Raw genomic sequence first — 24,199 nt, 5'->3', positions numbered from 1 at the left:
GTGTGCCGAACGGAGCCCCTGCAGCGTCCGGCTTAGGGAACAACGAGCCCACGCAGTGCTGCGTGGCGAGGCAACTACTGCTTTTGCGGCTTCTGTGAATCCGGCTCTTCGCCTTCGACTGGAGCGGTGTTGATGCTCCTCGACTGCAGGCGCTGCAGTTCTTCGAGCCGTTCGCCTTTGACGATCTCGGGATCAAGCCGCTCGTTAGGATTCTGTGCCAATGATCGCGCGGCTTCGCTTGCGGCTTGTGCCTCGCGCGCTTCCTTCGCGGCGATGCTTTCGGCGTTGCGCACCATTTCGCGGTCTTGCGCAACCTGCTCAAGCGAGGTCGGATCAGCCGATCCGGCTCGTTCGTCGCGGATCTCCTGCTCGATGGCGCGATTACGGATCTCGCGAGCGCGATCGGCCTCAAGCCGCTCAGCGGCCTCGATTTCCTGGGCGCGATGGATCAAAGCTTCGGCGCGCGCTCCGGCAATCCGATGGGCCTGGTCTTCGCTGACATGCGTGACGCCGCCTTCCTGCAGGGATTTGAGATCCGTCCGGATCGCCAGCAGTTCCATGGTGGGCGCTGCGCGCCGTAAGAACTCCGCTTTCGTCTGGCCGTTCATCATGGCCGCTGTCTTGTTAACGGTCTCGTTGATCTGTTTTAGGTTTTCCCGCATCTGGTCCGCGGTGGCATCTGAACTCATTTGAACACCCTTTCCATCTCGAATAGCGACCACAACAGTACCGGATCGGGAAGCTTGCGTCATCCGAACAATGAATTGACTCGCTATCGCGTTATCCGGCCGGGAAGCAGCAACCGAGTGCCAGTCCCGAAGGCTTGCCTGGGTGGCCTGCAGCTGGCGCGCCGAAATCGGAATCTTTATCGGGTTGGCCCTCGCGTGGTCGATCCGCTGGCGGGCTTTCTCGATGACGTGCGGGTTTGCACGGGCGTAGGCGCGGTCACGCGCCTCCCTGCCCGGCCGCGGCTTTTCGGCCGTGGCCACAATCGCCTTGTCGCGCGGGCCATAGCTTTGTGATGACGCTCGATAGGCCGCGGAGGTCGCGACGATTTTCATGCCCTGTGCTTGTGCGTGCTGGGCATAGAGCGCGCGCCATTCGCGAAGCTGGGCCGGACCTGGTCGCAAGCGCTCACCGTCCTCACCCTTCACCGCAACGATGGCGTGGACATGAATATGACCGCCCTCCTCGGCCATGTCGGCATGCATGCCGAAGGCGAATTTGTGATTGGGGAACTGCTCATGCAGGAACCCACGTGCGGCCCTTACCAGAGCTTGCCTGTCCTCGCCCGCCTTGGCCGACAGGATCATGTGCATGGTGTCGCGAGGCTTGTAGGAATTCAGGGTCTTGTCCCAGGACTGCGCGGTCTGCCGAATCGCCTCCTCAGACGCGATCGCGGCGCCGTCGGCGCCGATCGCCGGTCCGTCATGGCTAAGGCGCGCGAGCTGGAACACGACACCGGCTTTGCCGTGGCTGGGCTCCCCAATTGGCTTCACCGAAACGGTATCCTCCTTGACCCCAAGCGCCTCGGAGATCCGCGAGGCGGTCATGGCCCGGGTCGGTGCCGAGAACTGGCGATCCTGCTGGCGTCGATCCGAAAAGTGAAACCGATGCTTCACCTTGTCGTCCCCGTTCTCACCCCGCACGACGCTGTGTCCGGCCATGGTCGCGACGACGCGCGCGACGCTCGATCCGTCCTGCAGTGTGTCGATACGATAGGCGAAACCGTGGCCGGCGAAACCTGCCTGAACTGCCTGTGAAAGGCGCTCGGCATTCTCCTGCCCTCCCAGCGAAAGCCGAAACGTCGCCACATCCTCGCTCTCCCGCCGCTTGTCGAAACCCTTGCCCCACTGTTTCATTTCCTCGGCAACAGCTTCCTGCGTTGCCAGGATACGCGCGTCATGCGTCTCGAGCGCGACGCCCTCCTTCTGGATATATTGACCGATGGCGGCTGCCCTTGTGACGCCATGCCCGTAGGAAATCACCTTCAGAACGGCCGGCTGATACCCGGCCGCCAGCTTGTCGGCAGCGGCCCTCGGCGCAGGTCCGCCGGCAAGCTTCCGTCGCTTCGCTGGCAGGCCGAGGTTTAGGCGCCCGGCTTTACCGCGCGGCGGCTCCAGTTCCCCGGGAGACGAGCGCGGCACGGCGGGTTCCGGTGGCTGGCTTGCCCCGAGACCGCCCTCCCCCTTCCGGCCGCGAACCGTCTTGAACAACGCATCATCGCCATTTCCAGCAAAGGACAACAGGGCCCAACGCCGGCGCTTGCGGTTCTCTTCTTCAAAAGCCGCGCTCGCGCGAATCCGATCGGCTATGGCCTGTATAGAAGACTGGTCTAGGTTCACGCGCCCTCACCATCCAGCAGATGCGCCGCCTTCCGAAGTTTCAGGCCATGGGCGATCGTCATCGCCGTCAATTCGGCGTCGACAGCTTTCACCCTCTCATCCAGTGCTTCCCAAATCGGCAACGCCGCCTCCATGGGGGCAGCGTGGCCGGAATGAATGGCATGGAGAAGCTGGCTGAGGTTTCGGCCGACCATCCGGACTTCTGAGGCCAGCGCCGCGACAGTGCGTAAATTCTCAGCTGACAGAGCGGGACCGACATCCAGGCTGGCCCGGATAATGCGCCGCAACGTCTCCGCTCGGTCAAGCTGGAACACCTTGCAGGCCTCATCCAGGAGCGCGCCCGCCTCCGGCCCAATATCGATCCGGGAACGCTTTCGGGTGTCCTTGTGGGCGGCGCTGGTGTCCAAAATTCCTCGCTATGGCGGATGGGCCTCACGTCGAAGACGGTCCAGGTCGAAGCGAAGCGACGACCTGCTCAGCCAATTTGGACCCAAATTGCGTATCTTGTCAATTCAATATGAAACATTATACTGACTCACTGACACATTATCCAGAGCCGATCATGCATCCTGCGACATTGCACCGATGTGCAAATTCATATTATCACACAGGTACTTATGCGCCTCGGCACTTTGTTGCATCGGCGCATAGTCATAATGCAAGAAAGTCGCTTTGGCGCCAAATCGCCTATGCGCCTTGACGCCAAAGTGACGCAACATTGGGAAAAAACAATGCCGGAACAACGCGCGGTGCAAATCACAGTGGCCTCTCCCAAAGGCGGGGTCGGCAAGACCATGACCACCATCCTGCTCGCGGGCGAATTCGCCGCCGCCGGTCATCGGGTGACGGTGCTCGACACCGATCCGCAACTGTCCGCGCTGGAGTGGAGCAAAAACAGTCGCCGAGCCGGGTACGCGCTTTCAAACATCGACGTCATCCCCATCAGCTCGACCGACGACCTGATCGATCGCCTGGCGCAATCCGACGCCGAGGACCTGCTGCTGGTCGATGTGCAGGGCACGGCCGTGGCTGCACTCGGCCCGGCCGTCGCCAACGCCGACTTCGTGCTGATTCCGACGAAAGCGCACGTCTTCGATGTCAAGCAATGTCTCGGTCTGATCCGGCACATCCGCTCACTTGGAGGGCGCCACCGCGAAATTCCCCACGCGGTGATGCTCAACATGGTTTCGGGGATCGAACACAACACGATGGCCTTCCGCACAGCGATCCAGCTGCTGCGGCAGGCCAACGCAAGCGTGCTTGAGACCTTTTTGTCGCAACGGCCGACCTTCGCCTCAATCGCAACCGCCGGGACGCTTTACGAAGTCCAGCCTATGAACAAGGCCGTGCAGGACGCTCGCGACCAGACGAATGCCCTGACCGCCGAGATCATCCGCAAACTGAACGGAGCCACCCCGCAATGAACGAGAAAAGCGATCGGACCGCAAACCAATTGCCGCTGCCCGCCTTGAAACCGCGTGCCCGTTCGGATGATCCGTTCTCGCGCAACATGGCTGCCATTGTGGAATCCAGCATCAGCGAAACCGACAACCTGGAGCAGCAGACGAGAACCCAGTCTGCCAGAGCGGCGAAAGCGAAGCTCGAAAGGCCAAAGACAGACGGCGAGACAGCCCGGCTGCACACACGCATTCCGGTCTCGCAGATGATCGAGCTGCAGGTCCATTGCGCGCGCAACAGAACAACCATGCAGGAGGTGGTGCAGGGCTTGATAACGGAATTCCTTGCTCGGCAGCCGAAGTAGCCAGACGCGCTATCAGCGTCGATTTTCGTACGACCGACCGCCCAGGACTCTGGCCCAACGAGGATGGCTACATCTCTTCGGGGAAGGCCATCAAAGACGCTGCTGAGCAACTGACGTTCGGTTCCATCCATCATCAGAGTGAATCGATCCGCGTCCGCTGATTCAAACCATTCATTGGACGCGCGCGTCCGGCTGCGCGATTCTGTCCGCAATGATCGCGCAGCTCTATCGCCTCTGTATCGAACGCCGCGACGCGGATCGGAACATGGCGCGCTTCTATGCACTGTCGATCGAGGAGACCCTGTTCGGCCAGACCTGCCTGGTCCGGCGTTGGGGCCGGATCGGAACCACCGGCCGCACGGTACAGCACTCCTTTGATACCGAGGGCGAAGCCGTCGCCCTTTTCCTCGAGCTGCTGCGCGCCAAACGGATGCGCGGCTATCAGCCGCGATCCGCCCGACGCGCAGAAGCGATCCCGTCTTGACAGGTAGCCGGTAGAGTGACGGGAGCCAGGTTTTGGAACAAAGTCGCTCGTGTACGCGGCGCTGGCGCGATGTCGCCAGTCGTGAAGTCAGTGATCTCGACGCTGCCGCATGCTCGCACTTTCGGGGCCCTGCCGAAGCACTCACCGTTCCCACGGCCCGCGCCAGCGCAGTATAAAAGCAGGGCAACACCTGCCCTTGTGGCTTAACGCTTTGCTTTGCGCCAACCGGCGGCCACCGCCTCTTCGTCGCTGCAGAACCACCGCTCTCCCTTGCTGGTCGATATGACGGTGCGATCGTAATACTCTTGGCCAGGCATGTGATAGATGTGCTCACCACGGCCGTTGATGTTGCCCTTGATGTTGCAGGCACCGGGCGATGCAGCGAGCAGGGGAGCGATCGTCGATCGCTGTTCGTTGTCAGCGCGATGGTCGGCACGCCAGTCCCAGGGCGCTTCAAACGTTCCTGCCCAGATGCCAACCCTTGCTGCCTTGGCCTTCTCCTGCAGCATGGCGTAGGCACCTTGGCTGTATTTTGGCCAATCAAGAGCTTCGCCGTTCTCGACCATCCAGGCGGCGACGCTGGCACCATCGGCCCGCCTGCAATTGCCGACATAGCGGCCGTACCGATCCCATGACACAAACGTGCACTGGGTCGGTCGCGAGGCGGCGAGAAAGGCATCGAGAGCGGCGGCGGACTTCGCGCCACATTGATAGTGGAAGCCGTTGGCGTCGTCGCACTGCTGTGCTGACTCCGGTGCATCGATACCATTGAAGCGAATGCGCTGGCCATGGATCTCGATCGTGTCGCCGTCGATCACAGATGCGACCCCAGAAATTGCTACCGGTCTCGGCTTGATTACGTTCTGCAGATTGATTTCCGGCAGCGATCCGCTGTTATGCATGACAAACTGCGTCACCAGAGCGGAAGCCGCAGCCACGGTCACGAAGACCAGTCTCATCGGCACGCTGGCCCAGCGGCGTACGAGCGAGCGTCCTGCGCCAGTACGCTTGCGCAACGAGCTTGACCGATCATCGTAGCGGGATTTATCCAAGCCCCTTCTCCCCGGCGAAAGAATGCGCCCAAAATACTCACAAAGTCCAGAATCCTATCGGACCCGCTCAACGGCTCGCTTGTTATGAAATCGAAGGCACGTTGCCTATTCTAGGAGCTGTCATGAAACGGCTTCTATTCGCATCCGCCATGTAGGCCTTGTCTGCGGGCCCTGCATTTGCTCAGTCGAGCAGCACTATGTCATCTCTGCGAGCGATTGACGACGTTCTATCGAACGATCATTCCGCATATGAGTTCGAGGCCTACCAGAGGTTCAGATGGACGTGTTTCTTCGCGCCCAAGGGCACGAGTTCAACCGAGCAAGGCCCATAGAGGTCCTTCACCGATCCTGGTGCCGTTCCACCGGATGAACGCCTCGTCAAAAATATAATCGCATTAGCGGAAGTAAATTTCGACTGTTTCGGCTTGCCGCAAATTAGGGTCTCGGTGGCATAACTCGGGCATGACTATCGGGGTGCTGGCAGGAAGACTGATGCGCGGGCGTGGATGGATCAAGGCGTTGCGTCAGGACGATGCCCGACAGGTGCGTGCGCACATTGCCGAACTGGAGCGCAACCTCATTGCGACCACACCTCACGGGCGCAATCGACGTTTCGACGCCGGGAATGAACTTCGTATTGCGAAATCGCGCCTGGAGCGTCTCGAGGAATGTATCGCCGCAATAGCGGAGAAATGTGGGCGTTAGCGGAAGCTCGCTGCTTGCCGAACAGGCCGAAGCCGCAGCGAGGATTCCGGCAGCCCTGCCGGCGACAGGGCTGGGTCAGCCTCAAGCGATGTTTGATTTCATTCTCGGGTCAAGTTCCCGCGAATTGCCGATCAGATCGCAAAAGAGAAACAGTCATTCGTAGAAGACGGCGGATTCACCGTGCCGTTTTGCCGGGAATTCGACGACGAAATCGGCGTTCCGTCCTTACGCTGGGGATAATACCAATGTTCGCTGTTTGTTCTTTTCCAAAAGCGGTCGATAATATATAGTCTGGGTCTACATCAGCCCTCAGTGAGTCAGCCCGCCAATGACTGTCCAGCCCAGGATTCTCAATGAACCGACAATCAGCTGCCCAAGCTGCAAAACGGAGATCAAGCTCAACGAGTCGCTTGCGGCGCCGCTGATTGCCGCGACTCGCGAGGAGTATGATCGGCGTTTGGAGCAGAGCAACGCGTCAATGGCGGCCCGGGAGGAAGAGCTTAAACGTGAGCGGGCGGCGATCGACGCCGCCAAAGAGGACATCGGCAACCAGGTCGCTGAGCAAATCAAGCTTGAGCGTGCCGCAATCGCGGTCGAGGAAGCCCGCAAGGCAAAATTGCTGCTTTCGGTAGATCTGGAGGAAAGGGATAACAAGCTTGCCGAGCTGGAGGTAACGTTGAAGGCGCGCGACGAAAAGCTCGCCGAGGCCCAGCAGCAACAGGCGGAATTCCTGAAACAGCTGCGTGCACTTGACGATGAAAAGCGCGAGATGGCGCTGACAATCGAAAGGAAGATCCAGGAGGGATTGGACGCCGTTCGCGTAAAGGCTAGGTCCGAAGCCGAAGACGGCCTCAAAATGAAGGTTGCCGAAAAAGAAGAACAGATAGCCGGCATGCAGCGCCAGATCGAGGAGCTGAAGCGCCGTGCGGAACAGGGTTCTCAGCAGCTGCAGGGCGAGGTCCTCGAGCTTGAGCTCGAGTCTCTCATTGCCAGCCGGTTCCCGATGGACACCATCGAACCGGTCGCCAAGGGCGAGTTCGGCGGAGATGTCCTACACCGCGTGGTCGGACCCGCCGGCCAGCCATGCGGCGCCATTTTATGGGAATCGAAACGCACCAAGAACTGGAGCCAGGGCTGGCTTGGGAAGCTCAGAGGAGATCAACGAGCCGCGAAAGCGGATATTGCGCTGATGATCTCGGAAGCGTTGCCTCCCGGCGTGGAAACCTTCGATCTTGTGGACGGAGTTTATGTCGCCCATCCCAAGTGTGCGATCCCGATCGCCATCATGCTTCGGCAATCCCTGATCGAGCTGGCGAACTCCCGCCTCGCCCAGGACGGCCAGGCCACAAAAATGGAACAGGTCTACGGCTATCTGACCGGTCCGCGCTTCCGCCACCGTGTCGAGGCGATCGTGGAGAAATTCTCGGATATGCAGGAGGACCTCGCCAAGGAACGCAAGGTCACAACACGCCTGTGGGCCAAGCGCGAGGCGCAGATCCAAGGGGTGATCGAGTCGACTGTCGGCATGTATGGTGACTTGCAGGGCATCGCCGGAAAAGTGATGCAGGAGATTGAGGGGCTGGATGTGCTGGCGCTTGAAGCCTCTTCGCCTGAAACTGAATAGGAGACCTTCAGGTCGGCCAAGGCGATCAGGACTCCTCAAAACGACTGAGCCCAACTGAGACGCCACCAAAAGACGGGATCCGAGTCCCTGCTCCGCAGCCATCGCTTCCTCACGCTTTCTCGTTCCGCCTGCGGCTTGGTTGGGAACAGCCGAAGGCCCCGCCTTGCGGCGGAGCCCTCGTCGAGGCGATCAGTCCCGGTTGGGGCGAGACCAGATCAGCTGCAGGCCTTCCTCTCCTTCCACCTCGATCAGGGTAGCGTAGATCGGAGCGGGGAAGCTCGGGTCGTCCAGCTTGACCGAGAGATAGTCGCGGCCCTCGTTGGAGACCTTCTGCCAGGCGGCTCCGAGATCGACGCTACCCGAGTAGACGCGGAAGTGGGGGCCTTTGTCGGAAGGGTTCTCGACGCGGATCAGCTTGGCTTTGACGTTGAGATTGAGGGTTTTGATGGCTCCGGAAAAGCCGTTGCCGTTTGAGGTGAATGTGCCGATGGTAGCCATTTGTCGTCTCCGTGAGTTTCTCGGGCCGCGACCACCGCGACCTCGATGGCGGTCGATGGACCGGAGGCGATCGGCCCGCACCCACCGGGGTCCCCAATGCGCGGGCGCAATGGGGTGGTCCTTAGGGCCGCAACGACAGTGAAGGGCAGCCAGGGGGAGGCTTTCTTGTTCCGCGCGGAATGGCGGCGCAGCCGCCAGGGGAAGAAAGTCGCGACCGGCTGTTGCGGGTTTAAGAACGAGGCGCAGCGAAGCGAAGACGGCCTTCGGTCAGACCAGCCCCATCGAGGACGCAGGTGGTGGGCCTTTCCATGAAACCGCCGGCCAGACGACGGTCGAGCTCCCATCGGCATGATCACCGCAACTTCGACTAACGTCAGGCACCATCAAGCCTGGCCGTCCCCGTCACGCGTCATTGTAGAACGACGGACAGCTCGGAAAGAGCCGCACCCGCCTCCTGATATCGGTCGAACGATGACGGGCCGCGAGGCGAGTCCCAGGAGCCCGATAATCTGCTGTTCAAGCAGGAGCGGCCGCATAGCGGACATCGATAGGCATCTTTGGGCTGGACGCCGGCACCAGCCGGCTGATCAGGGTTCGGCCTCGGGTTACCGCCCGAACGGGGCCAGCCGCAAGGCGGGGCTCACCCTGATGTGCTCTGCCGAGCGAACGACGCTTGCCAAACTGGACCATCACACGCCGCACATCCTTCATTTGGCCAAAGGTCGAGCTGGCCCTAGCCGGCCACGTCAAGATGTCGACCTAGTTGAGGCAATCCCGCCGAGTTATGCGCTTCTCTATGGTCTCGCGGCTCGGCTTATCCGCATGGAAATCCCGGTCGACGGTGCCGGGGGTAAAGCGGGAATCGATGCCCGATGCTTGCCCTCAGCGACGTTGGGGAGATTTCGCGCAAAGGGCAGCACATTCGGCGAGGCAACCAGCGAAGATGGTCGTAGACAACGACCGCTTCCCTGCAAGTATCGGCGAATATAGGGCAAAAATAACCGTGTGCCGCCATCAGGACGAAGGGGTCGATTGCACTCCCGCGCCCAAACTGATGACGCGAAAGCGGATCGGGGAGGGCTCGGCGCTCTCCCCTTGCAACAGCGGAGCGCGTAACATCAGGCCGCACTCGCCATTTCTTCCGCCTGGGGCTGGAATTCGTGGAGATAATTGACCGCGCGTTGTGCGTGGGCGGCCGCCTGAAAGATCGCCCGCTTGTCGCTGCCCAGCAGGCTGGCCCAGCCCTGAATATAGGCGGCATGATCGGGCCTCGGCTCCAGCTCAGGGACGATATCGAGGTCTGCGCAGAGCATCGCGGCACCAAGCTCGACGAGCAATTCTTCGCGCGCCCGATCCGTGCGATCCTTGTGGTAGCGGCTGAGGTCCCTGTTCAGCCGCTGAGGAGCCGATGTCCAATGCAGGGTCTCGTGTGCTCTCGTGGCGACAAATGAAGCCATATCCCGGAAAACTTCCGGTGAGGGCAGCTGCACATGGTCGGTAGAGGGGCAATAATAGGCCTTGTCTCCGCCATACCGCACAACCGCTCCAGTGTTGTCGAAAAAACGGTCGGCATGCTCGATGCGCTGGACAGGATCGGCAGCAGGCTCTGGTGCCGCATGATAGTGCGGCGGCAGACCTTCAATCTGATCGGCGCAAAACACCGTGTAGGCCTTGAGGAACGGAATACCTCGCTCGACTTCCTCGCCATGCGCGTCGGTTTCGGTCCTGGTGAAGCGGCTGGCGTAAACAACCATGGAGCCGGTCTCGCCCTTGCGAACATGACCCCCGAGCTCCGCACTCTGCTTGAACGTCATCCAGACCGGAGAGACAAAGCCCCTCGCGACCGCCTCCGACCACAAAAGCAGTGTATTGATCCCTTGATACGGCAGGCCGTTGTGACGGAGCGGCCGTGTGATGCGACCGGTCGTATTCGCAACGCTCCACGGTTTGACCCAGGGACGCACGCCCTTCTGCAGATCCGCGACGATACGATCGGTGATTTTCGCGTAGATGTCGACGCGGGGCTTGTTGTTGTTCCTGTCCATTTCAAACCTCCATTCGAGGCCGCGCCAATCGCGGCCGTCACGAGGTCCGCACGCGCAGGACCGCAGGTCCGCGAACCCGCGGAGGATCGATGGGGAAGCTGAGGACCATCGCTTGTGGGCCGCAACGTCAGTGGAGGACGGCGCAGCCGTTTCGCGGCACGAGGACCGGAGCAGGACCATCATTCGTGACGGCCGCGATTGGCGCGGTCTTGATCACTTGCCGTGTCCATCTTTGAGCCGGGTGCCTTTGGCACAGCAAAGAGGCCGGCTCCCGAACGGACACCAGCCTCAGTATGAAAAGATCGGGCGGAGCCGAAGCTCCGCCCGATGGCAGTTAGCCAAGGGCCGCCATCTGGAGATCGGCTGCCTGCCGGTTGACGGTCTGGCCGGGGTTCTCGGTCTGGCGTTCGTAGGGCTTCCAGCTCTCGCCGACGATGTGCTCGTAGGCGGCAACGGCGCCCTCGGCGGCCATGCGCAGGGCATGTGCCTGAAGGCCCATTTCGGCGGCGAATTCGCGCTTGCGCTGGGCCTTGCTGTCGAAGCCGACCGGACCGTCAATGTCCTCGTCGCGGGTGTCATTGGCTAGCTTGGCCGTGGCATCCTTCGCCTCGGTGACGGCCTTCGAGTAGAACTGGCCTGCTCCAAAGGCGGAGCCGACATGGGACCCGACGATTCTTTGCAGGTGGATCTGCATGGCCTTTTCGGAAAGGCCCTCGGAGAGCGTATCGGCGCTTTCGATCAGACTGCGCTCGTGGAATTCACGGATGCCGTCACTGTCGAGGATGGAGAGGCCGAAGCTTTCGGAAATGAGGGTGGCCTGGCGGCCATCCGGGCAGCAGAGCCGGACCATTTCGAGGGTTGTGCCCTTGCGGAGCTGGACGACGCGGGCCTTGGCCTTGGTGGAGCGGGTTGAACTGGACATTGAGCTTTCCTTTCTAGCGATGCCCTCCAGGTGTTCCGGCCCTTGCCGGTCTTTCCTGCGGGTGCGGTCAAAAGGAACCGGCGGAAGCTGGACGCTTCAGGGTCCGGAGCCTGCCAGGCGAGCGAGGTTGGCTTGCGGACAAGCGGGGTCAGTTCTTCACTGGCCCTGCGCGGGACGCGGGCCAGCCTTGCCGAGATCGGCGGGATCCGGCCGCCCCGCGGCGCGATAGCGGCCTTGAAGCGGACAGCGGCCGGTTCAGACCGCAGCAAACCCGCCGGGAAGACGGGCAAGGGATGAATTCGGACATCGGCATGCGCGAGGAAATGCAGTGTTCATTCCCGCCGCCAATCCGCCTGCCCGCCAGGCTGCGCGAGGGACGTCAGCGGTTTGAACTTCGGCTCCTGCCGGTATAGATGAGCTGCGCCGGTCCGCCGCTGCGGATCAACTCTTTGGCCTGCTCCCATGTCGGGCTGGCAGCGTAGCGTGTTCAACTCCGAAACGAGGCCAGCAATGACCGATCAGAATGACGACTACGTCTATGACGACACGACAGGGGAATGGCGACCAGCATCGGAGATGGCTGCCATTGCAGCTTTTGCCGGGAAAATTGAAGTGCGCGATGCCGCCGGCAATGTGCTCGCCGACGGCGACTCCGTCGTCCTCGTCAAGGACCTCAAGGTCAAGGGTGCCGGCCAGGCCCTGAAGCAGGGGACCGTGATCAAGTCGATCCGGCTCACCGACGATCCCGAAGAAATCGATTGCCGACATGATGCGATCAAGGGGCTGGTGTTGCGAACGGAGTTCGTCCGCAAGCGCTGATCAGACACCAGTATTAGGCACGCAGCAGGTCCTGCGGGATCCTGTCACGCAGTGCTGCGATTGCAGCGTCCTGCCTGGCCAGTTTGCGTGAGAGCGCATCGATTTCGTGCTGCCTTTCCTGTGTGATCGCGGCAAGGTTCGATCGATACCGTTCCAGAAAGGTCCTGGCATCAGCAGCGTTTCGGCGTTGGGGGTCGGTACGCTGGGGCTTTAATTGCGGAATAATCGCCGTCATCCGCCTCAGGATCTGCCGGTCGATCATTTCGAGTTGGCGCTGTGTCTGGCGCCGAGCCTCCTCCATGCGAAAGAGCTGAGCGCGGCGACCGGAGACGGACATTATGTGTCCCTCCCCTGCCAATCCATGAAGCTCGAAGTCCCGCCATAGACGCGATGGCGCGCAACGTCGATGACGAATCCAAAGCGGCCGACATGGTATTCGTCGGTCGCAACGAGAAAGCGACGTTCCTCCGTGCCCGGTCCGCGCCTGCCGCCAGGGGTCGCGATAACCTCGGTGAAGCCGGGCTGGTGCCCGGAACGGATCGCCGACACCACGATCCAGTCATCGGTATGCTTCTCGAAAAATGCCCGCTCGTCCTTTTTCGCGGATTGGCCGGGTTCGAGAACCCTCCCGTGGATCGCCTCCCAGGCATCCGGGTACCAGTCGCGGATCGACTTTTCCGCACAAGCCCTCTCGAAGTCCGTGAAGAGTTGGGGGAAGGCTTGGGCGACGGCCGCCCAATGGCAGTCCTCTTCATACCAGCCATCATTGGCACGGAGCATCTCATGGACTTTGCGATTTCGCTCCGCCGACAGATGGAACCCGCCATGGCTTGCCGTCGAGTGAGCCACGACGCCCTCGGCATAGACGGTCGCTCCCTGCGACGTTCCCCATGGCGTGTGGGCTCGGGAGTGGATTTCGCGACGTCCGAGAGCCGCGCGCTGCTGCTGGTGGAGGGCGCTCTCCTTGACATGCGCGCGAAACGCCGCCTCATCGGCAAGCTCTCCGGCATGGCCGTAGAAATCGCCGCGCGTCCATTCGGCCATGGGCCGGCGGATACGCCAGCCCGTGACAAGATAGTGCCGGCCATCGCGGGCCGGAGCCATAGCGAAGGCGTGCTCACCGACAAGGGCAACGCAAAGCCCATTGGCGCTTCGGCCAAAAGTAACTTCCGGAGAACCGGGGGGTTCGACGACATGGGTTTCAGAAGTTCGCGCAGTCATGCTGCCGTCCTCCCTTCTACGGTGTCCGCCGCTACGGTGTCGGCCACGACCTGCTGAAACACGGCGTTCGGATAGCCGTGGCGGGTCAGCCATTCCTCGGCGGCCGCGCGATTGGCGGCAAGATGGACAAGCTCCGCATCGTCGCCGGCGCGGTCGAGCACCAGGACGGAGCCGATTGCGGGTCGCTCCTTGACCGAAAACTTCAGGTCGCTGTTCACCGAAAACGTCTGGTGGACGCGCAGCACAATGGTTCCCTGACTGCCATAGTCGCCCTTGTGCAGGGTGATCGAGGCGGGCAGCGTCGTACTGCCGATGCGGGCCTCGGCCTGTTTGCGGACCAGGCGACCGCCGCCGTTGCGATTTTCCCAGGCTGCGAGCTTCTTGCGATGCCGCTCTGGCGGGCGTGGGGATCCGTCGGAATAAGTCACGATGGATGCGAGTGGAACAAGGTCATAGATCAATTGGGCGGACATAGTTTTCTCCGTGGTGCTCATGGTGGAAACAGAACCGCCGCCGGTGATGTGCCGGCGGCGGAATGATCGTTCGAAGGGAAAGGCAAGGCGCAGCCGCCTACTCGGCGGCCACCTTGTAAGGCTCGATCTGTTCGTCCGTAAGGTCCTCGTCCTGCGCAGCGGAGTCGTCGCCAACGTTGTCATGCGCGGGCTCGAGAACCGCATCGCCTTCGAGCTCGTCCTGGTCCTCCGGCGTGCCGTCGTCAGGCTGTTCCCTGGCCTCGTTCTTCTTCAGCCAGGAGGTCAGCTTTTCCGGAGTGGGCGCAAACAGCGCCGACGGGTGGATGAAGCGGCCTTCCTTGAAATGCTCGACAAGGGCCGCACGGGTATCCTTGACCTTCTGACGGGGCAGGACGGATGTATCCGCGCAGGCGCTTTCCAATGCCTGCCGCGACAGGCATGACAGGAAATCCTCCGTCCCCATGTTGGCTAAGAAGCTGTCGGCGGCGATGACGTCGCCGGCGACACGGGCGACAACGCCGCTGTCCGAGCGATTTTCCCTGCAGGACAGAACGTCGATCAGCAAGGAACGCACGGCAATGCGCAGCGTGTCCATGTCGAACGCGAGCTTACCCTCCTGGTCGAACAGGCGCGCGGCATGTTCGCCGAGGCCTGCCGCCCCGTAAGAGGAGATGTCGCGGGCGCCAGATGCCACTGTCACATTTTGGCCGGCGAAGGCGAGAACGAGCAGCGCCATCAGCGTGTCGTCCTCGATCGGTGCGCGCGACAGCGCCTCGTGCAGTGCGTCGGTACGAAGGTCGCCGATCATCTCCATGCCTTTGCGCGTCACGTCCGGACGCGGCTTTGCCGTAACGACCATATCATCGCCATCGGCCTCGACATCAGCGCCATTCTTGTCCTTGGACTTTTTGACCGCCGGCATACGATACGCGACCGACTGCACCTTGCCGTCGCGGTCGAGATACATGGCGGTGTGATCGGATTTCGACGGCTTACCGTACAGACGCTCGGCCTTGGCCGGCAGCTTCGGCTCGCCCCACTGACCGGCTTCCACGATCACGCCACGCTTGGGCACAGCGTTTGCCATCCACTCCTGCTGGGCGCCAAGAAAGGCCTCGACATCCGTCGTGTAGCGGCTGTCCTCGTCGGCCGGAGCGAACAGGTCCTCGACCCAGGCAATGCCGTAGGCCTGGGCGAGATCGTCACCGAAGCTGGCGTCGCGCGCGTACATGCGGCGCTTCGTCAGGCCCTGCGCCACGCTCCACCACGACACCTGGGGATCGGCCTTGGAGGGCTTGTGCTTCTTCCAGACCTCCTTCTGTTCATCAAGCGAAGCCGAGGCGATGGTGCGCAACTGCTGCTCGTTGGGCATGTCGCCCTTGGCCATCTGCTCCAACATGGCCGGCAGAACGTTGGCCAGCAGGCGCAGCTTCCTGATCTGGCGGACGGGCAGCGCCAAAGCGACGGCGATCGCTTCCTCGGTCCAGCCGAGCGCGACCAGCCGCTCAATGGCGCGCCATTGGTCGACGGGATTGAGCTGCTCGTGAGCGAGCGTTTCCGCTAGCGAGCGCATGGCGCCGCCATCCTCGGCCCTCTCGATCACCAGCACGGCGATCTCTTCGAGACCGGCCGCGATCGCCTGCTTCACCCGACGATGGCCGGCATCGATGACGTAGCCATTGCCGCCATCGGTCTCCAGCGCGACGACAGGCGGCTGCACGATGCCGACGGCACGGATCGTAGCCAGCAGCAGCGCGTCGGCCTGCGGACTCGATTTCGAGCGTCGCGCCTTGTCAGGGTTATCCTTCAGCGCGCGCGGGTCGACAAACTTCAGTTCCATGGGGATGCTCCTTCAAGGGTTTTGCGGACACCGCTGATCGCTGCGTCCTTCCTCGTCTTCTTCCTGAAGACATCCCCCGGCCCGCGGAGCGGGCGGGCCGGTGCACCTGCGGCCGAGCATCCCTGCCCGGCTGGCCGAGCGGGGCTAACAGCCCTGCGCAGGACGACGCGGCCGGGATCGCGAGCGGCGCGGTTGAGCGCCAGCGTCAGCGGCCCGCCCGATCTGCGAGCGGGTTTTATTCCTCCTAAGTTTTCCTTTCCTCAACCCTGCGACGTAGATCGGGGCATGGCGATAAGCGGAACGGTTCTCTGCCTTGGCGCGGCCGCTCCGTGGCGAAAGCTCACAGGGTTTTTGTTCTACGTTGGTTTTTCTGAAGAGAAACCCGGGTGCTAGCGAGGGAACCTGGCATTGTCTCATTTCGGGACCAAAGTACTGGCATTGCGCTTGCTTCGGACGTGGTGCCGGTTGATCCCGGTCCTGATCGCGAATTTTGATCAGGTCTAGGCTCGCCGGGCCTGAGGTGGTTGGGGTTTCTTCGCCCGGCGAGTTCCGCCACGCTAAGAACAAAGGCCGGCGCCCTCGCTGAAGCTTATCCGAATGGCGCCGGCCACGGGCGGGATTGGGATCCGCCGCGCCTTGACATAGCTGAGTCGTTACGTAGCGTCAGGTGGTGGCGGACACTTTGGTTTTCCGCTTCGCGGGTGCCTTCTTGGCTGGTGCGACGGGTTCAGCCTTGCGCCCAAGCCCGATGGACTTCGCCAGTTGCGAACGCTGAGCGGCGTAATTCGGAGCCGTCATCGGATAATCGCGCGGCAAGCCCCACTTCTCGCGATAAGCGTCCGGCGTCAGCCCGAAGTCCGTGCTCAGGTGACGCTTCAGGGATTTGAACTTCTTGCCGTCTTCGAGACAGATAATGAAGTCTGGCGTCACCGACTTCTTTGGGTTGACCGCGGGAGTTTGCGGCTCAACGACAGGCGCGATCGGCGTACCAAGCCCGGACAGAGACTTGTGCACGGATGCGATTAGTTCAGGCAGGCCGGTAGCCGGTACAGGGTTCTTACTTACGTAGGCGGACACAATCTCCGCAGTAAGCTCGGCTAGTTCGGCGCCGCGGTGGTCGGATTCTTCTGTCAATGTGTCGGTCCTTTTGTCTGATTTGTCCCATCTCTATTTGACCAATGTCCAGTACGCAACCGGGCCTGATCTATTCTAAGCCAATGATGGCATCTGGCTTTGCGGCGTAGGGCAAGAGCGACGCCGAAATTGATGCGTTCTTTTTGGCCCCGGCTTTGCTGTAGACCAATAAAACTGACGGCCTATCAGCCATCTAAGTGACGGACCTATTATATGCCGATTAGCTAAAATAACGGAACGTCCAACGGACAAGCACGGAACCAAAGCGGTTACGTTAGACCTTTGCTTGCGTGGTGCAAGACTTTAGTCTTGCCGTCTTATGGTGAAGAACGGAAGTTGATCGGCACGACATAGGGCCATCCCGCAACGGATCAATAGTAAACTGAACTTAGGCGGCTATGGTGTGAACGCGGAAGTCGGGTCAGACCCGCTTGAAGTCCTTAAGCCCTAGGCGTATCCGCTGGCTTTCCGCGAAGGCAAGGGCGAACGATTCCAGGTCGAATGACCGGGTAAGTTCTTCGCCGTCCCCAACAACACGGACGAACCACTCGCCCATGGCCTCGACTATCTCAACGGACGTGTGGTTTGCGCCGCCTTTGGTGTCGTCCGTCGCAACTGCCTCGCCTCTGGATGGGGACAAGACGAAACAATATGACTGCTCGATCTTTCAAGCGCTAAAAGGCCGGCGCCTGCTTTTGCGGGGGGCTCTGGCAGGCGCCAGCCGGACGGTCCAATCAGGTCCGCCGCGATGATCCAGTTAGCTGATTCTTGACGTGACGTCATGTGGTCTGGCTGGCCGGAGCCGAGCATGACAGAAACGCGGCATCCAACATGTTAAGCAGTTCAGCGCGCCTCCTGCATCGCCTGCACCCGAGCCACCTTGAACCTTTGCCGCCGGTCAATGCCTGAGACAATGAGCGGCAGCCTGTATCGAGCCTGCTATGCGGCTGCACGCGGATCCTGGCCATCAATCGAAGACGCAAGATCGTTTTCGATTTCCGCAAGCTGCCGGCGCTTCTCAGCCAGTTCACCAGAAAATCCGAACTCGCCACCCTGACGCGAGCGATAGGAGGTGAGCCTGAGCTCGGCATCCTCAAGACGCTGGCGGTATTGTACCTGCTCGCCCTCGAAGCCGGCCAAGGCATGCTCGAGGCGAGAAATCGCACCAAGCGGCGTAGTGGTCACCGGCAGCTCGATTTCACAATCGGCGCCGGTGCGCATCAGCATGGTGGCATAGCGGTAACCGTCCTTGCCGAAACGCTGGCCCGAATATTCGACATCGAAACCGCCGATGGAGGCGATAGTGGTTTCGCCCTCCTGCTGAAGCTGCACGAGAGTCAGGATTTCCTTCATCAGCGCACGAGCGGCGAGTTTGCGCTCCGTGAACACGTCGCCCCCGACCACCATGCTGAACCCATCGCCGGTCGTCGGCACGAGGCGCTGCATATCCTTGCCGACCTCGCCGATGCGCCGGGTCGCGTATTCGATATCGCGCTCGGCATCGCGGATCTGCCGCCGAACGGCGTGCTCATCATCAATGTGGGCCGCGCGAAGGCGCTCCAGGCGGGCAATGTCTGCCTCCAGACCTGCCTTCTGCATCAGACGCGGATCGCCCGAGGCGATCGCCTTGGCCATAGCAAACTGGTTGGCCTGCCCCTCACCCATATCCTCCAACCGCCGAATGGACGTGTCTCCGGAGAGGGCGGCCGCGATGAACCGGGCCTTGCGCTCGTTGTTCTGCCACATCTGGGCGTCCATCGATCCTTCCGTGGCGTAGGCGAAGATATCGATGACATCGTGCTGGTTGCCCTGCCGCAGGATACGACCTTCGCGCTGCTCGATCTGGGAGGGAAGCCACGGCACATCGAGGTGATGCAACGCCTTGAGGCGGAGCTGCGCGTTGACGCCGGTGCCCATCGTTTCGGAGGAGCCGATCAGGAACCGGATTTTTCCGGCCCGCACATCTCCGAACAGGCGCTGCTTGGCCTCCGACTTCTTGAAGTCCTGCATGAACGCAATCTCCGATGCCGGAACGCCCCTGCGGACCAACTCGTCCCTGATCCAGCGATAGGCCGAAAAGCCTCTGGTTTTCTCGACGCTGATCGTGCCGAGATCGGAAAAAATCATCTGCGCGGCGCCAGGAAGCTCGAACGGCTTGCCGTCGGCGCGGACATAGCTGCTTTGCGCTGTTTCTTGCCAGATACCGAAGGCATTGCCGATCAGATCGTTGAGCTTGTTGTCCGGCTCATTGTCATTGTCGGGATCAACCAGGCGCAGGTCGATAGCAGCGTGCCGGCCATCGGTGATAACCGACAGCAGGATGTCGTCACCAGCTTCTGCCGGACGGTCTCGTTCCTCGATGGCCTTGATGCGGGCGTCGAGCACCATCTGGTAGCGCTTGAAGGCGGCGGACGGCTTGGCGGTGATGATCTGACGTGCGCCGGTCGAAAGCGCCGGCACCTTCACATAGTCTCGAAGGTCTTGCGGCATCACCACATCCGCGAAGGAGCGGAACATCGCAATCAGCTCCGGCACGTTGACGAAGGTGGCGAAGCGCGTCACCGGCTTGTATTTGCCGGATGGCTGCAATTCGAGTTCAGTCGTGACGTCGCCAAAGGTCGAAGCCCAAGCGTCGAACTCGTGCAGCCCGCGCTGAAGCAGCGCCTGGTAACCGAGATAGCGCTGCACCGAGAACATCTCGCCAAGCGTGTTGGTGATCGGTGTGCCCGAGGCCAGCACGAGCGCCCGGCCCGGATTCCTCGTCTCCACAAACCGGGATTTGACATAAAGGTCCCAGGCCCGCTGGGAGCCGTTCGGATCGACGCCCTTGAGCGTCGACATGTTGGTGGCGAAGCTGAGCTTCCTGAACTCCTGGGCTTCATCGACGATGACCTGGTCGACGCCGATCTCGGAGATGGTGAGCAGGTCGTCCTTGCGGGTCGCCAGCGCCTCCAGCCGTTCCTTGAGCCCCTCCTTCAGCCGCTCGAGACGCTTGCGCGAGACGCGGTCGTCGCTCTCGACCTTGGTCAGCAGCGTCTCGTAGAGTTCCAGTTCGTCGTGGATCATCTGTTGCTCGAATGCCGACGGCACGCCGATGAAGCGGAAGGCACTGTGCGTGATGATGATCGCGTCCCAAGCAGCGGTCGCCGCCCGTGACAGGAAGCGATGTCGCTTGGCTAAAGAAAAATTCGTCTCGTCGGCCACCAGGATTCGCGCGGTCGGGTAGAGCGCCAGAAATTCGCGGGCCGCCTGTGCCAGGCAATGGCCGGGAACGACCAACATGGCCTTGGCGATCAGGCCAAGCCGGCGCTGCTCCATGACGGCCGCGGCAATCGTCATGGTCTTGCCGGCGCCGACGGCATGGGCGAGGTATGTCGAGCCAGCCGAGATAATGCGCCAGATGCCGCGCTTCTGGTGCCCATAAAGAGAAAAGGCGCCGGAGGCGCCTGGAAGTTGCAGGTGATCCCCGTTGAATCTTCGGGGCGCGATGTTGTTGAAGCGGTCATTATAGACCCGCGCCAGCCGGTCGGTCCGGTCGGGATCGGACCAGATCCAGTTCTGGAAAGCGGTCTTGATCTTCTGCAGCTTTTCCTTGGCGGCTTCCGTATCCACGACATTGAGCACGCGCTTTTCAGCAGGGCCCTCCTTCACAGTGTCGAAGATCTGCGGCACCCGGCTGTTCAGCGCGTCGGCCAGGAGGTCGCTGGCATGACGCCGATCGGTGCCCCATTCGGACGTGCCGGCCGCCATCCATCCCAATTGCCGTGCTTCTACGGTCCACGATGCCAGTTCCGGCATATGATGGATCCTGATCTCGGCGCCCATAGTCTCCTTGACGAAGGCGGCAACATCGGCGGCGGGGATCCATGGTGCGCCAAGACGGGCCGTAATATCGGAAGGCCGAAGATCGGCCGGCTGAACCTCGACGAGGGCACGGACATTGCGCTCGAAGACGGGGTCGAAGGCGGCAGCGCCTTTTGCGGCCTTGAGCTTGTCGCGGACCTGGCCGGAGAGATAGGCGTCGGCCGTTTGCCAGGAACCGGTCTCGGGATCGCGGTAGACGGCGTCGCCAAGTTCGGTGATGACTGCTTCGGCATCGGCGTGCAGCAGCTCGGCGATGTGATCGATATCAACATGGCCGCGTTCGTTGAGCACGACGGCAAGCGCATCGGCAGCATTTGTGATGATGGGTGCCGCGGGCGGCGCGACGACGCGCTCGGTGAAAATCGCACCCGGCCGGGCGGTATTGGTTTCGAGATCGTAGTCCTCGATGGAGGCCACCAGCCAGCAATCGGGATCGTCAAGGAAGGGCTGCAGGTTCGGCCGGCGATGCGCCTCGCGGACCTCGCCGGTCTCGGCGTACTCGGTGGTTGAAACGACGGTCGTGTTGATGGGGCCGAAGGCGCGCACAAAATTCGACCAGGCGATGCGCAGCTTGACTTGGGCCGGCTTCCAGGGCCGGTCGAACTCCTGGGCCTTCAGGACTTCGCGCACGGCATCACGGATGGGGATCAATTTGCGGATGATACGCGCGTGCTTTTCCGGCACGCCTTCGCTCGCCCGGCCGTTGCGCACGGTGATGGTGACGGCAGCACCGTCGATCATCTGCGCCAGGGCGGCATTTTTCGCGACAAAGAAACTGCCCTCGCGCACGCCGGCGCCTTCCGGGAAGGCATCCACGACATCGTCGCTGTCCTCGACGTCATGATCAATCTCGTCCGGCTCGCCGTTGTAAATGGCTTCCGGAAGGAGCGAGATCGCAGCGGCGAGCGCCCGCTGCAGATCGACACCGGGATGAGGCAGGCAGGAATAGGCCTCGCCGTAAGGCCCCGAGATCGAGGCATGCGTGCCGAGCACGAAATCCGGGTGGCGCGCGAACCATCGGTTGACGCGGATCGCGCCCTCATCTGCGGTCGCGGCCCGAACTTCTTCGGTGTCGAGCCATGACAGGTCGCCCTCTGGCTCGCCGATCTTACGCTTGCGGAAGAACACGATGTCGACCGCGACATCCGTGCCGGCGTCGGTCCGGAAACTGCCCTGGGGCAGGCGGATCGCGGCGATCAGGTCCGCGGTCTTCGCGATATGCTCGCGCGCGGTGCTGTCGGCCTTATCAAAAGTGCCGCAGCTGGTCACAAAGGCGGCGAATGCCCCCGGCTTCAACAGGTCGACGGAGCGCGCGATAAAATAGTCATGCAGCCGCAATGCCATCGACCGATACGCCCGATCGGAGCGCACGGTTCGATCCGAAAACGGGGGATTGCCGATGGCGAGGTCGAAGCTCGCCGGCAGATCGGTGCGGGCGAAATCGCCGGCTATGATCCGCGCTTGCGGCTGCAACAGCCGCGCGATGCGCGCGGTGACGGGATCGAGTTCAATCCCGGTGACGTGGGAGACGCCGCGCAGGGACTGGGGCATCAGCGCCGGAAATAGGCCGGTTCCGACGCCTGGTTCAAGAACCCGACCGCCGCGCCATCCGAGACGCTGGAGACCTGACCAGATCGCCCGGATGATGAACTCAGGCGTGAAGTGGGCATATTGGGTGCAGCGTGCGAGCGAGGCATAGTCGATCTCGCCGACGGCATCTTCCAGGTCCGAGCCGATCTCGTTCCAGCCCTTACGGAATTCGGGCTCGCCGGGGCGGCGGAAGACACCATTGGCAAGGTCGGACGCGCCAAAGCCGGTGAACCGGATCAGCCGCTCCTGCTCCTCACGCGTGGCAGGACGATTGTCGGCCTCGATCTCGGCGGCGAGCCGGATCGAGGCGATGTTGTCGCGGGCCCGATCCTTCCAGCCACGGGCCAGCCCACGATCGCCGGCAAGATGAAAGTTCAGTCCATGAACCCGTCGAGGCTTCGACGTCGGTTGCCTGGCTGCAACCGCCGGCGTGACCGGCGAAGGCGCGGAGGAATCGGGATCATCTTCATCGCCCGGCCGGAAGTCAGCCGCGAAGGCCGTGACGCCAAGGCCAAGTCCGGACGAAATGGCCGTGCTGCCGAACAGGTCGATGGTAAAGGGGTCGTCATGAGCCATGGAAAATCTCCTTGGATTTGAGGGCGAGCACGATCGCGCGGACGGCGTTGGCGACCGCGTGAAGGGCTGGCAGGTTTGCTGGGGGTTAGCGGGCGATCAGGGACAGCGTGACTTCGGTCTCGGTGAGCTGCACGTTGAGATGCGTGCAGCGAAGGTTGCGATCGAACAGCGGGATCAGTTGCTCGGCGTCGATGAATTCGATGCCGTCGTCACCGCCGAAATGGCGCTGCTTGTAGTGAAACCAGTCGGGGTTGCCGATCGGGTGGCATTCTTCGGAATAGCAAATGAGCGCCTTCTGGCCTTCGGCCAGCTTGCCGTTCGAAAGCACATACACGCCCTCGTCACCAACCAGCCAGAGGCCGGGGATCTCGCCCTGGCCGGGCTTGAGGCCATAATAGGGATTGCGAAAACCCCCGTTGTTGGCGGCATCGGTTTTTCCGCGCTCGATGACCTTGCGGACGGCAAGAATGGGAAAAGTGAACATCGCATCCCCCTCACGCGGCAACGGCGGCGGGAAGGTGGCGCAGATGCACCGGCAGCTTCGCCGCGATCTCATCATCGGTGAGCTCGTCGAGCAGCTTCGGCATGGCGCCCTGCCAGCCGCCATAGCAGAGCACCGTGCGCTTGCCGCGATGCTCCGGCAGCCAGCGGTCCCCGGCATAGCCGCGGTACTCGTCGTGCGTGGCGCTCCAGATATGCTCTAGCCGCTCTTCGCGCGTCATCGCCTTCACCGGCCAAGACTCGCGCTCGATGATGGCATCGCGCATTTCGGCAGGCGATCGCGCCACATTCAGATCGCAGTAGGCATGGAAGTGGCGCGTTTTGCCGTCGATGCGCAGCGTGTAGAAGATGCTGGTGATGCTGTCGGTAAGGAACTCGCGCAGCGCGAACATCTCGCCTCGCATCCAGAGCGGTGGCAGGATCTCCAGCATGTAGTCGTGCTCGCCGCAGCCGACTTGAAACCACTCCCCGCTATAAAGAGATCCGGCATCGACGTGATCTCGTTCCGGGCGCTGCGCATGGCGATCGAACATGCGAAACATCTGCCGGCGGTCGGCGATGCCCTGGTAGACTTTACGATTGGGAAAAAAGGGGTTCATCGGCGGGCTCCTTCAGCCTCGTCGGGCCTGAGCGCGCAGCACCCTCGTGGATGCCCATCGTCTTCAGCCCTTCATGACCCCTCCCCTGCGGCCGCCTCTCCGTCCGGGCGGGTCAAGGGCCGGCGCAGCCGGGCGAAGCTTCACC

Annotated in this window: 20 protein-coding genes; 6 read left to right on the top strand and 14 right to left on the bottom strand. The window is 61.9% G+C overall.

The window, feature by feature from the left end; all coding sequences use genetic code 11:
* Nucleotides 1-74: 74 nt before the first annotated feature.
* A complete protein-coding gene (locus NKI19_RS26935) occupies nucleotides 75-2,147 on the bottom strand; it encodes a relaxase/mobilization nuclease domain-containing protein (protein WP_352567058.1) in 2,073 nt (690 codons plus the stop codon).
* Between the two features lie 194 nt (nucleotides 2,148-2,341).
* Entirely contained in the window at nucleotides 2,342-2,752 is a 411-nt protein-coding gene (locus NKI19_RS26930) for a hypothetical protein (protein ID WP_352567060.1), read from the bottom strand.
* 324 nt (nucleotides 2,753-3,076) lie between these two features.
* On the opposite strand from NKI19_RS26930, the gene NKI19_RS26925 reads away from it, so the two are divergent.
* The 3 genes from NKI19_RS26925 (at nucleotide 3,077) to NKI19_RS26915 (ending at nucleotide 4,591) form a co-directional block, all read left to right on the top strand.
* A complete protein-coding gene (locus NKI19_RS26925) occupies nucleotides 3,077-3,769 on the top strand; it encodes a ParA family protein (protein WP_352567062.1) in 693 nt (230 codons plus the stop codon).
* A complete protein-coding gene (locus NKI19_RS26920) occupies nucleotides 3,766-4,107 on the top strand; it encodes a hypothetical protein (RefSeq protein WP_352567064.1) in 342 nt (113 codons plus the stop codon). Before NKI19_RS26925 ends, NKI19_RS26920 begins: the two co-directional genes overlap by 4 nt.
* A gap of 211 nt (nucleotides 4,108-4,318) precedes the next feature.
* Nucleotides 4,319-4,591, top strand: a complete 273-nt coding sequence (locus NKI19_RS26915; protein ID WP_023819768.1) for a WGR domain-containing protein — start codon at nucleotides 4,319-4,321, stop codon at nucleotides 4,589-4,591.
* A 203-nt stretch (nucleotides 4,592-4,794) separates the two neighbouring features.
* Here the strand turns inward: NKI19_RS26915 and NKI19_RS26910 are convergent, their stop codons facing one another.
* Nucleotides 4,795-5,643, bottom strand: a complete 849-nt coding sequence (locus tag NKI19_RS26910) for a thermonuclease family protein (RefSeq protein WP_352567066.1) — start codon at nucleotides 5,641-5,643, stop codon at nucleotides 4,795-4,797.
* Between the two features lie 462 nt (nucleotides 5,644-6,105).
* Between NKI19_RS26910 and NKI19_RS26905 the strand changes: the two genes are divergently transcribed.
* The gene (locus NKI19_RS26905; RefSeq protein ID WP_352567068.1) at nucleotides 6,106-6,348 is read left to right on the top strand and encodes a hypothetical protein; all 243 of its coding nucleotides are present in this window, start codon (nucleotides 6,106-6,108) and stop codon (nucleotides 6,346-6,348) included.
* Nucleotides 6,349-6,676: 328 nt separating this feature from the next.
* Nucleotides 6,677-7,972, top strand: a complete 1,296-nt coding sequence (locus tag NKI19_RS26900) for a DUF2130 domain-containing protein (protein ID WP_352567070.1) — start codon at nucleotides 6,677-6,679, stop codon at nucleotides 7,970-7,972.
* 189 nt (nucleotides 7,973-8,161) lie between these two features.
* On the opposite strand, the gene NKI19_RS26895 is transcribed toward NKI19_RS26900, so the two are convergent.
* The 3 genes from NKI19_RS26895 to NKI19_RS26885 form a co-directional block, all read right to left on the bottom strand.
* Complete coding sequence (locus NKI19_RS26895; RefSeq protein WP_023819777.1) at nucleotides 8,162-8,470, bottom strand: DUF736 domain-containing protein; 309 nt, start codon at nucleotides 8,468-8,470, stop codon at nucleotides 8,162-8,164.
* Nucleotides 8,471-9,588: 1,118 nt separating this feature from the next.
* Nucleotides 9,589-10,515, bottom strand: a complete 927-nt coding sequence (locus tag NKI19_RS26890; protein ID WP_352567398.1) for an ArdC family protein — start codon at nucleotides 10,513-10,515, stop codon at nucleotides 9,589-9,591.
* A 334-nt stretch (nucleotides 10,516-10,849) separates the two neighbouring features.
* Nucleotides 10,850-11,437 (bottom strand): hypothetical protein, encoded by a 588-nt coding sequence (locus NKI19_RS26885; protein WP_352567400.1) that lies wholly within the window; start codon nucleotides 11,435-11,437, stop codon nucleotides 10,850-10,852.
* Nucleotides 11,438-11,947: 510 nt separating this feature from the next.
* Between NKI19_RS26885 and NKI19_RS26880 the strand changes: the two genes are divergently transcribed.
* Nucleotides 11,948-12,256 (top strand): alkylphosphonate utilization protein, encoded by a 309-nt coding sequence (locus tag NKI19_RS26880; protein ID WP_352567402.1) that lies wholly within the window; start codon nucleotides 11,948-11,950, stop codon nucleotides 12,254-12,256.
* A 13-nt stretch (nucleotides 12,257-12,269) separates the two neighbouring features.
* Here NKI19_RS26880 and NKI19_RS26875 read toward each other — a convergent pair whose 3' ends face one another.
* The 8 genes from NKI19_RS26875 to NKI19_RS26840 all read right to left on the bottom strand — a co-directional run bounded on the left by NKI19_RS26875 (nucleotide 12,270) and on the right by NKI19_RS26840 (nucleotide 24,054).
* Nucleotides 12,270-12,518, bottom strand: a complete 249-nt coding sequence (locus tag NKI19_RS26875; RefSeq protein WP_352567404.1) for a hypothetical protein — start codon at nucleotides 12,516-12,518, stop codon at nucleotides 12,270-12,272.
* Nucleotides 12,519-12,592: 74 nt separating this feature from the next.
* Nucleotides 12,593-13,477: a DUF7007 domain-containing protein gene (locus NKI19_RS26870; RefSeq protein ID WP_352567405.1), complete on the bottom strand. Its 885-nt coding sequence runs from the start codon at nucleotides 13,475-13,477 to the stop codon at nucleotides 12,593-12,595.
* The gene (locus NKI19_RS26865; RefSeq protein WP_352567406.1) at nucleotides 13,474-13,950 is read right to left on the bottom strand and encodes a UCP036055 family protein; all 477 of its coding nucleotides are present in this window, start codon (nucleotides 13,948-13,950) and stop codon (nucleotides 13,474-13,476) included. The genes NKI19_RS26870 and NKI19_RS26865 overlap by 4 nt, the downstream gene beginning before the upstream one ends.
* A gap of 97 nt (nucleotides 13,951-14,047) precedes the next feature.
* Nucleotides 14,048-15,790 carry a ParB N-terminal domain-containing protein gene (locus NKI19_RS26860; protein WP_352567407.1) on the bottom strand — a complete coding sequence of 581 codons (1,743 nt, stop codon included), beginning with the start codon at nucleotides 15,788-15,790 and terminating at the stop codon, nucleotides 14,048-14,050.
* Nucleotides 15,791-16,453: 663 nt separating this feature from the next.
* Complete coding sequence (locus NKI19_RS26855; protein ID WP_352567408.1) at nucleotides 16,454-16,924, bottom strand: Ros/MucR family transcriptional regulator; 471 nt, start codon at nucleotides 16,922-16,924, stop codon at nucleotides 16,454-16,456.
* A 939-nt stretch (nucleotides 16,925-17,863) separates the two neighbouring features.
* Nucleotides 17,864-22,954 (bottom strand): helicase-like domain-containing protein, encoded by a 5,091-nt coding sequence (locus tag NKI19_RS26850; protein ID WP_352567409.1) that lies wholly within the window; start codon nucleotides 22,952-22,954, stop codon nucleotides 17,864-17,866.
* An 85-nt stretch (nucleotides 22,955-23,039) separates the two neighbouring features.
* Complete coding sequence (locus tag NKI19_RS26845) at nucleotides 23,040-23,438, bottom strand: DUF3085 domain-containing protein (RefSeq protein WP_352567410.1); 399 nt, start codon at nucleotides 23,436-23,438, stop codon at nucleotides 23,040-23,042.
* Between the two features lie 10 nt (nucleotides 23,439-23,448).
* Nucleotides 23,449-24,054, bottom strand: a complete 606-nt coding sequence (locus NKI19_RS26840) for a DUF1419 domain-containing protein (protein WP_352567411.1) — start codon at nucleotides 24,052-24,054, stop codon at nucleotides 23,449-23,451.
* Nucleotides 24,055-24,199: the final 145 nt, after the last annotated feature.

Source organism: Mesorhizobium sp. M0751, assembly GCF_040320265.1.
Lineage (GTDB): Bacteria > Pseudomonadota > Alphaproteobacteria > Rhizobiales > Rhizobiaceae > Mesorhizobium.
Note: the sequence above shows the minus strand (reverse complement) of the source record. Positions and strands in the feature narration are given on the sequence as shown.

Coding starts and splice junctions, on each gene's coding strand:
- NKI19_RS26925 (WP_352567062.1), top strand. CDS start 3,077: ATGCCGGAACAACGCGCGGTGCAAATCACAGTGGCCTCTCCCAAAGGC.
- NKI19_RS26920 (WP_352567064.1), top strand. CDS start 3,766: ATGAACGAGAAAAGCGATCGGACCGCAAACCAATTGCCGCTGCCCGCC.
- NKI19_RS26915 (WP_023819768.1), top strand. CDS start 4,319: ATGATCGCGCAGCTCTATCGCCTCTGTATCGAACGCCGCGACGCGGAT.
- NKI19_RS26905 (WP_352567068.1), top strand. CDS start 6,106: ATGACTATCGGGGTGCTGGCAGGAAGACTGATGCGCGGGCGTGGATGG.
- NKI19_RS26900 (WP_352567070.1), top strand. CDS start 6,677: ATGACTGTCCAGCCCAGGATTCTCAATGAACCGACAATCAGCTGCCCA.
- NKI19_RS26895 (WP_023819777.1), bottom strand. CDS start 8,470: ATGGCTACCATCGGCACATTCACCTCAAACGGCAACGGCTTTTCCGGA.
- NKI19_RS26890 (WP_352567398.1), bottom strand. CDS start 10,515: ATGGACAGGAACAACAACAAGCCCCGCGTCGACATCTACGCGAAAATC.
- NKI19_RS26885 (WP_352567400.1), bottom strand. CDS start 11,437: ATGTCCAGTTCAACCCGCTCCACCAAGGCCAAGGCCCGCGTCGTCCAG.
- NKI19_RS26880 (WP_352567402.1), top strand. CDS start 11,948: ATGACCGATCAGAATGACGACTACGTCTATGACGACACGACAGGGGAA.
- NKI19_RS26875 (WP_352567404.1), bottom strand. CDS start 12,518: ATGATCGACCGGCAGATCCTGAGGCGGATGACGGCGATTATTCCGCAA.
- NKI19_RS26870 (WP_352567405.1), bottom strand. CDS start 13,477: ATGACTGCGCGAACTTCTGAAACCCATGTCGTCGAACCCCCCGGTTCT.
- NKI19_RS26865 (WP_352567406.1), bottom strand. CDS start 13,950: ATGTCCGCCCAATTGATCTATGACCTTGTTCCACTCGCATCCATCGTG.
- NKI19_RS26860 (WP_352567407.1), bottom strand. CDS start 15,790: ATGGAACTGAAGTTTGTCGACCCGCGCGCGCTGAAGGATAACCCTGAC.
- NKI19_RS26850 (WP_352567409.1), bottom strand. CDS start 22,954: ATGGCTCATGACGACCCCTTTACCATCGACCTGTTCGGCAGCACGGCC.
- NKI19_RS26845 (WP_352567410.1), bottom strand. CDS start 23,438: ATGTTCACTTTTCCCATTCTTGCCGTCCGCAAGGTCATCGAGCGCGGA.
- NKI19_RS26840 (WP_352567411.1), bottom strand. CDS start 24,054: ATGAACCCCTTTTTTCCCAATCGTAAAGTCTACCAGGGCATCGCCGAC.